This is a genomic window from Bradyrhizobium sp. LA6.1 (assembly GCF_040547805.1).
Classification (GTDB): domain Bacteria; phylum Pseudomonadota; class Alphaproteobacteria; order Rhizobiales; family Xanthobacteraceae; genus Bradyrhizobium; species Bradyrhizobium barranii.
On record NZ_JBEPQK010000045.1, the window covers coordinates 1 to 8,452 of the forward strand.

An 8,452-nucleotide genomic window follows, 5' to 3' on the forward strand; every position below is an offset into this window, starting at 1 on the left:
CCGCATCCCCGGAAGTTGTGTTGGCGCTATAAGGCGGGATCGCAGCGTGCCATCCGCGACGGCGACCGGAAATATCTGCGGATAGCGGGAAACGAGTTTCTCTTCGACGTGGTGAGAGACCCGCGTGAGCGGGCCAATCTCAAGGACCGGGAGATAGACGTCTTCGAACGGCTGAAAAGTGACTGGGAGGCTTGGAACGCTACGATGCTGCCTGAACGGTCGCGGCCGGCGTCCTTTACTCACACTGGCAACTTCGTTGCTGACCACTATGGCGTCGCTAACCCGGCGCCAACGCCTCCTCCGACAAGTGCCCCACGAAGTAATCAATGATTTGGAAGGTCTGAATGCGCGGCTATCATCCGTCGCCGCGACCGCACGATGGTTGGTCTCCGCCTGGAAAGGTGATGCCCGCTTCGGGTCAAAATGCGAAGAACTCAGTGCGAGCATATATCTTCCGCTTCGCCCTCGAACTCGGACATCGCCCGTAGCAGTCGGCATGTCTCAAACGGGCCACCAGCGGACTCATGTGGGTCGACTATCGGACCAGCGGAAACCTCCCGAACTCAGCGCGGTGGCCTCATCGCTCAGGGGACGATGATGACGACGATCTCGCCGGGGTCGCCCGCGCCGAGCGACAAGCTCGTCGATCTTCGCCCGCTAGTGCAACGCCACCATTCCACTCCAGAACTGATAGCTGCCACCCGTCTCGACATCATAGGCGCGGGCGAACGCGAGCTTGCCATCGGTACCGACCCGATAGGCGGCGAGCGTGGCTGATTGCAGTCGCACTTGATCTCCGTCACGCACCAGTCGCGGCGTGACGTTGGTGGCGACCAGCATGCGTCCGCTAGGGTCGAGGGCGAAAGTCCGCGGATGGAACCCGTGTGAGTCCATGGTCTGAATAAGCGTCGGTTCGCCCGTGCCGGCGTCGATGGCAAATACGGCGATGTTGTTCTCGCCACCGAGGTAAACCTGCTTGCCTTGGAAATCGGTCATGGCGTCCGACCGATTGGCCACATACACAGATCGTCCGTTCGGATGCACATGAACCGTTCCAGCGAGCTGGCGGGGCCGGATATTGCCCGGTTCGGCCAAAGTATCCTTGCTGAAGATTGGCTGCGGATCGAGGCTGTCGTTCTGCAGCTTGAAGACATCGAGCTTGTTCTGGCGCTCGAGCGAGACGTACACCCAGGGCTGCGCCGAATGAAAGTCGAGATGTCGCGGCCCGAAGCCGTAGCCGCCTCTCGGAGCTATTGAGGCCCGGTTCGTGAGCTGGCCGTCCTCGAAACCGAAGATCTTGAGCGCACCGGGATCTTCCGGTTTGCCGGCAGCGGGATCGTTGCCGCGGGTAACGAGAATCGCTGCTTTGCCAGAAGGCATTTCGCGGATTTGGTGCGCAAAGCTTCCAACGTCCAGAGCTGTTACCTGCTTCACCTCGTCTCCGATGGTTCCATCCTGATTGATCCGATGCACGGTGACGCCGCTCGGATCGTTGTGGGCGATCAGGGCATACTTGCCGAACCTGTCGATACTGATGTGCAGCGGGCGCGATCGCAGCCCAGGAGATGGTCCGTGCGGCTGCAGCGCTCCGGTACTGGGATCGATGCTCAACGCGCTCGCACCGTGCTTGTCGCCGGCCACCCCAGGACCGCCGTTGCTCCACGCTGCGTAGAGAATGTGGGCCGAGGGATGGGGCCAAGCATATTGCACATTCGCGGGCAGCGTCAGCGAACCCTGCTTGGCAAGCTCACTGCCATCCACGTGGACGTGGTAGAGAGTGAGCACAGGTCCGATGCTGGCATAGAAAACGGCTGTGCCTGTCCCTGGTTGAGCCCATGAGGCCCGGGGCGCTGCGAGCGTGCCAGCGAGGAAGGCACCGAACGTCCGACGATTGATCATGGTAGGCTCCCATGCAGAGAACTACGCCATGTCGCGGCACCATATCATGGATCGTCTGCTGCTCCCCCTCAACGTCGAGCAACCGCTCGACACGGCTATTAGCCACTTGTCGAGGTCCGAATTGGGTCAAAATGCGAAGAACTCAACCTGCGCAATCTTGTCCGCCATGCCTCAATGAGCGGACCTTGTGGAGCGATGACGCCACTTCGTCGATGGGCCAGAAGCAGAAATAAGTCGCGCGTTGGCGCGGCAAACCATTAGTCGCACAAGACCCTCGGCTTGGCTTCACTCTCGGTGGGGCCGCACCCGAATTGCGATCCCAGCAAGTTCCAAAATCCGCGAGGAGGCTGATGCTTCGAGAAGGAGCGTGGCCTCTACTTCATGTATCCCACGTAGTAGATACCGATCACACTCTTTGATGCATCATGGATCGGCTTGTAGCCCGTGATGTAGGGCTTACCTAGAATGTCTACCTCTCCATAAAACGCCTCACCTCGCTTGATGGACTCGATCGCTTTGCCTTTGGGATCGAGAACGGTTCCGACTGCTCGCGAGCCGTCATCCTTCTTGACGTTCGTGGCGACGCGAACATACTCCTCGCCGTTTTTCACAAATATGGTGGCCGTTCCCTGAGCCTCCTTAACCACTTCATCGACCAAATCGAAATTGTTGTTCATCTTTGTAGAGCCAAAATAGATTGCAGGGACTTGCTTGCCGGCGACAGTATCGGTCCCATCGATCTTAGGTGGACCTAGCTTATTCGCCTTTGACTCCAGCAGCTCCATTGCTGTCTTTACTTTTGCATCCTGAGCGTTGCCAACATTTGGCAGAAACATGGCGGCCCCGAAGAGGCACGCGACTGTGACGAAGCCGATAGCAGTTCGCTTGATGTTCATGAGCTTTCCTCCCCTTGAAAAGCGCCTGCATGCGCCAAGGTCCTCACCGCCTTTCGGTGACGGCTCGAAGGATCAGGCTGTCGATTTGGGTTTAATTTCATGCGATGACCTCGCACCGGTAGGCATTCCGACGCGCGTCTCAACCAAGTCCGGCCTGTCAATAGCCGGCTTCCGCCCATAAGCGCCGCAGCGAAGGCCGAGCCAGGGGGGCGTTGCGCTCGGCCGGACCCCCGTGATTCAAACCCCGAAACAGGGGGCTCGAATCATGCGCTACGAACTCGACGACTATGAATGGACTGCCATTAAGCCGATGCTGCCGCACAAGCCGCGCGACGTTCCTCGGGTAAGCACTCCGCTCTCAGCTGGGCTGCTCGCGCTCAACTTCAGGTCGGTATTAGATGCGGCGCTCACTCCCTAAGTGGTTCGTTTTACGATGAATTTCGCCGTTCATTGAACACTCAGGAGGGAGAACCTATATGTGTGGACAGTCGAGAGGAGGCCACCATGAAACAGGTCGATCCCTGCGGCTAGCATAGATGCCCCAGGGCGCATGTACGATTTTCAAGCCGGCGCGAGCCATCATCGCGCCGGCTCATTTTTTTGGCGCTGCGCTTGGCCTGCACTCGCTCAGTTTGGTTTCCTGAACGTCCTGGGGATCATCCCAGCCCTTCACGTCGAAGCAATAGTAGAAACCGGACGAACTCGGGATGTTCAATTCGGTGCAGCTGACTGACCGACCATCCGCGTCGAACTGACAGTTTCCGATGCCGATGTCTTCTCGTGACTGACGTTTAATGAGAACGCCTTTTCTGAAAGAGCCTTTTGGAGGACTGAGGGATACCTTATCCGGAAGGAAAATCTGTAGCTTGAGATTGCGTATAGTTCTGTCTGCAAAGACCTCGATGCCATCCGGCGCTTCGCTAGAGTCGTTGGCAAACTCAACCGAGAAGTTTGCCCGACGATCGCGGACGGGCAGTTTGAATCTTTGATACTCCCTCGAGGGAGTATCAGCACCGGTGAAGAGCTTCTCGACACTTTCCTGCGGACTGATGCGTTCCAAGTTGTCGCCGATCAGGCTGGTCACGACAGGATTGCGGTCACGTGGAGCACGGAAAACCAGTTCAGATCGATTGAAGTTATACGTGTATTCGAACGTTACCTGATCAACGTAGCGACGCGGAGATCTGGGCTGTCGAGTCGAACTCCCAAAGTTATGAATTCGCACAACATCGACATAGCAGGCGCGCCACCAGCAAGCATGTTCAGATTGATTCAACCAATATCCAAGAACCGCGATTGCACTAAGCGAGATTAGCAGCACTCCACGGTGAGCGGCACTCCAGAGTATGACCGGGATGTACCATCGGCTACTAACCGGAGCCGGCTGCAAGTTGTAGGGCTTGAACGCTAGAATGTTGATCCAGTACTCTGAGCAGAACTCCGGCGTTAGAAACCCGCTGTGTCCCACATCGTGAAATGAGTCTTCGATAGTGGGGTCGCCCGCGCCCACGACACCCGAAGCGCCGAAGTCGCGTGATAGTAGTTCCGCGAGCGCCGGAAAAGGATCACGGGCGCCACAGAAATTTACGATGTTACCCGAAATCTGTCCGGTACCGTACTTGAGCTGGCGCCATGCTGAGGACGCTCGCGGGAAGATTGAACCGCACAATATGATGTTGTGCACCCGTAACTTGCTGTTCTCACAGAGCGCCTTAAAAAGCAGCCAAGTGCCAAAGCTGTGCGCGATGACGCTCACCCGATAGCGCTTTTGGAGATCGAGGAGATCTCCTTCTACAAGTCGGAGCGGCTTCGCTGCGAAAATGTTCTTGAGCACGAACATGACCGCGCTGAACCGCATATAATTGCGAGCCTTAACTTCGAAGCCCGTAGCCGTCTTAATCTTCTCCGCGAGCTGACTTTGCCAGAATGCGTTAGTTCTGATCCCATGGAGAGAATAGACGAGGTCCGGCTTGTCCGCTTCACTATGCTCGCCCTCAAGCCTACCTGATGTCATTTAAGGCCTCATCGAGCTCGCGATTGTCGAGGTTTTTGCACGATAGAAAATCTTCACATAGCCATGAAATTCATTGGAGACGACGACAGAAACGAGCCGATGATCGCAATCGCTGCGACATTCCAACCTACTCCTTGCCGCCCGTTCCAAGACGCTCACAGAGGAACGCGATAGTCCCTTTGAGAGCCTCCTTGCGGTTTCCAGCAGTCAACGTCGAGTGCCCGAAGCCAGGGACAGTCAGTTCTCTGAACTTCGGGCCAAGTAGCGTTCTGACCGTAGACATCCGTTGAGCCGGGCAAATGAAATCGCGTTCGTGACGTAGACCAAGCACGCATTCGCCGTCATGTTGGGCCGCTCCTTCGACTACGTCTGAAATGTGATCATCTGTTAGTCCAAGGGACGCTCGGTGAATAAACAGCGGAAGGCTCGGCTGTGCAACGACGGCCCCCTTAACTGATGCGTTTGCGATGAGGGCCAAGGCAAACCCTCCCGTAAGGCACATTCCAACGACACCGACACCGCGATAGGATGGGTCACCTGCTTTTAGCCGGTCGCAAAGAGCGCGACACCAACCGACGATCGGGCTCGTCTGGTTACGGGAAAGCAAATAGATTTCCTTGCTGATGCAGGCCCTGATACCATTCTTGAGCTGTTCAAGCGAGTTCGGTTTGGCCGGGCCAAACAGCAATGGAAGGTGCACTTTTGCAGGAACTTTGCCTGCAAGAAGGAGCCCGAGCTTCAAACATGGGTCGGTAAGGCCAAAAAAGTTCGTGGAGGATCACCACGTTCGGTCCAGCCCCCGTAGTGTAGATCGCGTGGCTTATCCCATCATGAGGGAAGTCCCATTTGGTGTAGCCGTCTATTTCTGCAGACATTCCGCACCTTTGGCCCATGCCGTTGTCCGACAACGTCGTGCGCTCTTAACGCTTCCTACTGACCGAATTTCGCAGAAAGGGATACCTTGACCAGATCGACGTTCGCGCCCGTCGTTTCAAGCTTTCCTTTGCGATAGCTTATCCGTCCGGCAGAGCCGGACGGATAAGCAGGGGGTGGGCCCAGGCCCGACACTGGAAGGCACATAACCCATCACCCGCGTCTTTCTCAAATATGTAACGACGCTTAGTCCGCTAATAGGTTTCCGCGAGCTGTGGGAGGGGGGGACAAGAGCGACGCGTGTCACGCTGCGCGTTGATGCTCTGGCGATCAATCGGGCAGGAGTGCGCGGCGCGCTCGCCGCCGCCTCAGCTATTTATGACTTAGCTAGCAAACCGAGCGCGCTCAATTTCTCAAGAACTATTAGCAGAAGCCCAACAGCGCTGAATGCGACGCCAACACCGAACATGATGGCCCGCTGGCGCCGTCCCGGCCAGTCGGGGTCAATATTCATCGTTCCGAGCACGCCAATCTTAAGCAAGAGCGGCTTTCTTGAGTACGCTGCAATCATCAAAAAAATTCCCAGTACCATCAGGAGTACACTGACCAGGAATGAACCAAGAGTGGTCGCCATCATCGCCTCCCCGGTTTGTTCTCGAAAGCTGTCCCAAGCTTCCGGGCATCAGAATTAGGCTGTTCGCGCTCCTGCTGCAGCGCGTTAATCTTGTCCTGCTGCGGGAATGGACATGTGCGCCTCCTGCGATGCACGTGCAAGGATAGCCACAAAGACAGGCACCCCCCTGTGACATACGTCACAGGTGCAATAAATTTTTCAGCCCGAACCTTTCGTCGTCACGTGTTCAGTGCCGGTTCGCCAATGCCAGTGACCCCTGCACACACTCCCAGAAACACTCCTTGATGCCGTGTCTAGGCCAACGCTCTAGGGGAGAGTGCGCCGAATAACAAATTACCTCAACGGGTTGGCCGTTCCGCTCTAAGCAGCATTTCCGACCTGACGTTATTGGTTTTGTTGTTTGTTGTTGCTTTCTTTCGATCTGCGATCGGCTGAGCCCGGCGGCGGAGACCCGAGGGTCTGTTGTTGCTTAGCTGAGTAGCTAGTTCTGGCGAACACAGCGAAACCCCCTGCCATCGCCGGCAGAGCCGGCGATGGCAGGGGGTGGGCTCACAGCCCACACTGGAAGGCACATAACCCATCACCCGCGCTTTTCTCAAATATGTAACGACGCTTTGGCCGCTAATAGGTTTCCAGGGTCTTAGGGAGGGGGATGGATGGCGCGGCGCAAAAGCGAAGCGTTTGCCCATCCATCATCCGCGCGGAGGAACAGGATATCTAAGTCGAAACCCTTCTTGGCCCAAATGCTAACGCGAATTACAAATTGCTCTTGTTCGCCTTGATGTCTGTTTGATTCTGTTTTTGGCTCGTTTTGTTTTACAATTCCGCTTCCCTGGCGCGCACATCGGATCGAAGCAACGATGCGTGCGCAGTTTGGATATTCACTCGCTTTGCTCGCGTCGATTTTTCGGAAGGAGAATCGGCCCTTCAAGGCGATCAACAGTTTACTATGGGGTCGTCACGCTTCCCTCTAAATGGAAACGCCCTCATGAGTGAGGGCGTGAAGAAAAGTGCGGAAAAAAAATTGCGATCGGGAGACCAAGAGGGAAAAACGTTGCGATCGGCAGACCAAAGATGATGATGAAGACGCAGACCGCCTCCACAGGATCTGCTGTGAACCCCAGTTTCCAAATGAGCAGAACAGTACCGACGAAGAAAGCCGAAACACCAATGAGAACGACCGACTTCTTAGGATAATTAACGACCATGGTACTACCTCCGTTGCTAGAGGCAGCTTCCGAACGACAATTCAGCTAATGCCTATAGCAACGGAGGTTCTGGTACAAAGATACCGCAAATCGGATATATGTCAAGAAATGCGCCGGATGAACACGACCGCCGCGATATCGAGAAGTAGCAACACGGCGATGCGCATAAGCAGCCAGCCAGTGTGGCCCAATCGGGATGCGGGGAAAAGCCTATCCATTTTGAATGGTTCGAGTTCGAGAGTGATCCCAGGAATCTGCTCGGCTGGCGTCCCGAAAGCTCGCGCGATCTGATCTACCTGAGCAAGCAATCCGCTTCTATTTCTTATGTCGTACTCTGCCGCCAGAAGCGGACCGCAGCTAAAGAAGAATGCTGCAATCATCACGAAAATACCTCCGCGGCTCAGGTGCAACCCATATGTGGCGGTGATACCGCCTAGTTGGATTGCTAACACAAGTCCCATCTTCTGCCATATCGCCTGGTAATAGCCGATAGAAGATTGCGCAGCCGCGAGGAGATACTGAGGTTCAATTCGAATGCTCTGATCACTCATAACAATCTCCGTCAATTGATGAGGTGACATGCCGGCGGCCGATCTTGCAGCCCTCGGCAGCCAGCAGGTCTCGCAATATTCGCGAACCGGCGAAAGGAAACTCCAGGTGCAGCCAGTCGAGCCTTTGCATGATCGCGAGATTCGCGGGCGACACCGGACGTGGTAGATAATAGACACTGCCACGGCTGATCTTCAAAACTTCCGTCTGTTTCGTGATCGGCAGGTCGTGCTCACGGTCGATCATCGCTTTGCGCTCAGCAGGCCAGCTTTGCTGAGCGCGCCTTCTAAAAAACTGATCTCGGCGCTGCACGCCCCCTGTGGGATAGAAACGGGTTAGTGATAGACTGCGTTCGGAAGGGAGCGGCCGATACGATTTT

At 55.9% G+C, this 8,452-nt stretch carries 7 protein-coding genes and 2 pseudogenes; 2 read left to right on the top strand and 7 right to left on the bottom strand.

The window, feature by feature from the left end:
- Positions 1 to 330, top strand: a pseudogene (locus tag ABIB99_RS44125) (twin-arginine translocation pathway signal protein); the annotation flags it as partial.
- A 327-nt stretch (positions 331 to 657) separates the two neighbouring features.
- On the opposite strand, the gene ABIB99_RS44130 reads toward ABIB99_RS44125, so the two are convergent.
- Together ABIB99_RS44130 and ABIB99_RS44135 are read right to left on the bottom strand one after the other, a co-directional pair.
- Complete coding sequence (locus ABIB99_RS44130) at positions 658 to 1,899, bottom strand: lactonase family protein (protein ID WP_354182231.1); 1,242 nt, start codon at positions 1,897 to 1,899, stop codon at positions 658 to 660.
- 374 nt (positions 1,900 to 2,273) lie between these two features.
- Positions 2,274 to 2,795 (bottom strand): Cache 3/Cache 2 fusion domain-containing protein, encoded by a 522-nt coding sequence (locus ABIB99_RS44135; protein WP_354182233.1) that lies wholly within the window; start codon positions 2,793 to 2,795, stop codon positions 2,274 to 2,276.
- A 265-nt stretch (positions 2,796 to 3,060) separates the two neighbouring features.
- On the opposite strand from ABIB99_RS44135, the gene ABIB99_RS44605 reads away from it, so the two are divergent.
- A complete protein-coding gene (locus ABIB99_RS44605; RefSeq protein WP_502917573.1) occupies positions 3,061 to 3,213 on the top strand; it encodes a hypothetical protein in 153 nt (50 codons plus the stop codon).
- 174 nt (positions 3,214 to 3,387) lie between these two features.
- Here the strand turns inward: ABIB99_RS44605 and ABIB99_RS44145 are convergent, their stop codons facing one another.
- The 5 genes and pseudogenes from ABIB99_RS44145 to ABIB99_RS44165 all read right to left on the bottom strand — a co-directional run.
- Positions 3,388 to 4,809 carry a hypothetical protein gene (locus tag ABIB99_RS44145; RefSeq protein ID WP_354182235.1) on the bottom strand — a complete coding sequence of 474 codons (1,422 nt, stop codon included), beginning with the start codon at positions 4,807 to 4,809 and terminating at the stop codon, positions 3,388 to 3,390.
- Positions 4,810 to 6,058: 1,249 nt separating this feature from the next.
- Positions 6,059 to 6,316: a hypothetical protein gene (locus tag ABIB99_RS44150; protein ID WP_354182237.1), complete on the bottom strand. Its 258-nt coding sequence runs from the start codon at positions 6,314 to 6,316 to the stop codon at positions 6,059 to 6,061.
- Between the two features lie 986 nt (positions 6,317 to 7,302).
- Entirely contained in the window at positions 7,303 to 7,524 is a 222-nt protein-coding gene (locus ABIB99_RS44155) for a hypothetical protein (RefSeq protein ID WP_354182239.1), read from the bottom strand.
- A gap of 101 nt (positions 7,525 to 7,625) precedes the next feature.
- On the bottom strand, positions 7,626 to 8,075 hold the full coding sequence (locus ABIB99_RS44160; RefSeq protein WP_354182241.1) for a hypothetical protein: 450 nt from the start codon (positions 8,073 to 8,075) through the stop codon (positions 7,626 to 7,628).
- A 25-nt stretch (positions 8,076 to 8,100) separates the two neighbouring features.
- Positions 8,101 to 8,370, bottom strand: a pseudogene (locus ABIB99_RS44165) (IS3 family transposase); the annotation flags it as partial.
- Positions 8,371 to 8,452 lie beyond the last annotated feature (82 nt).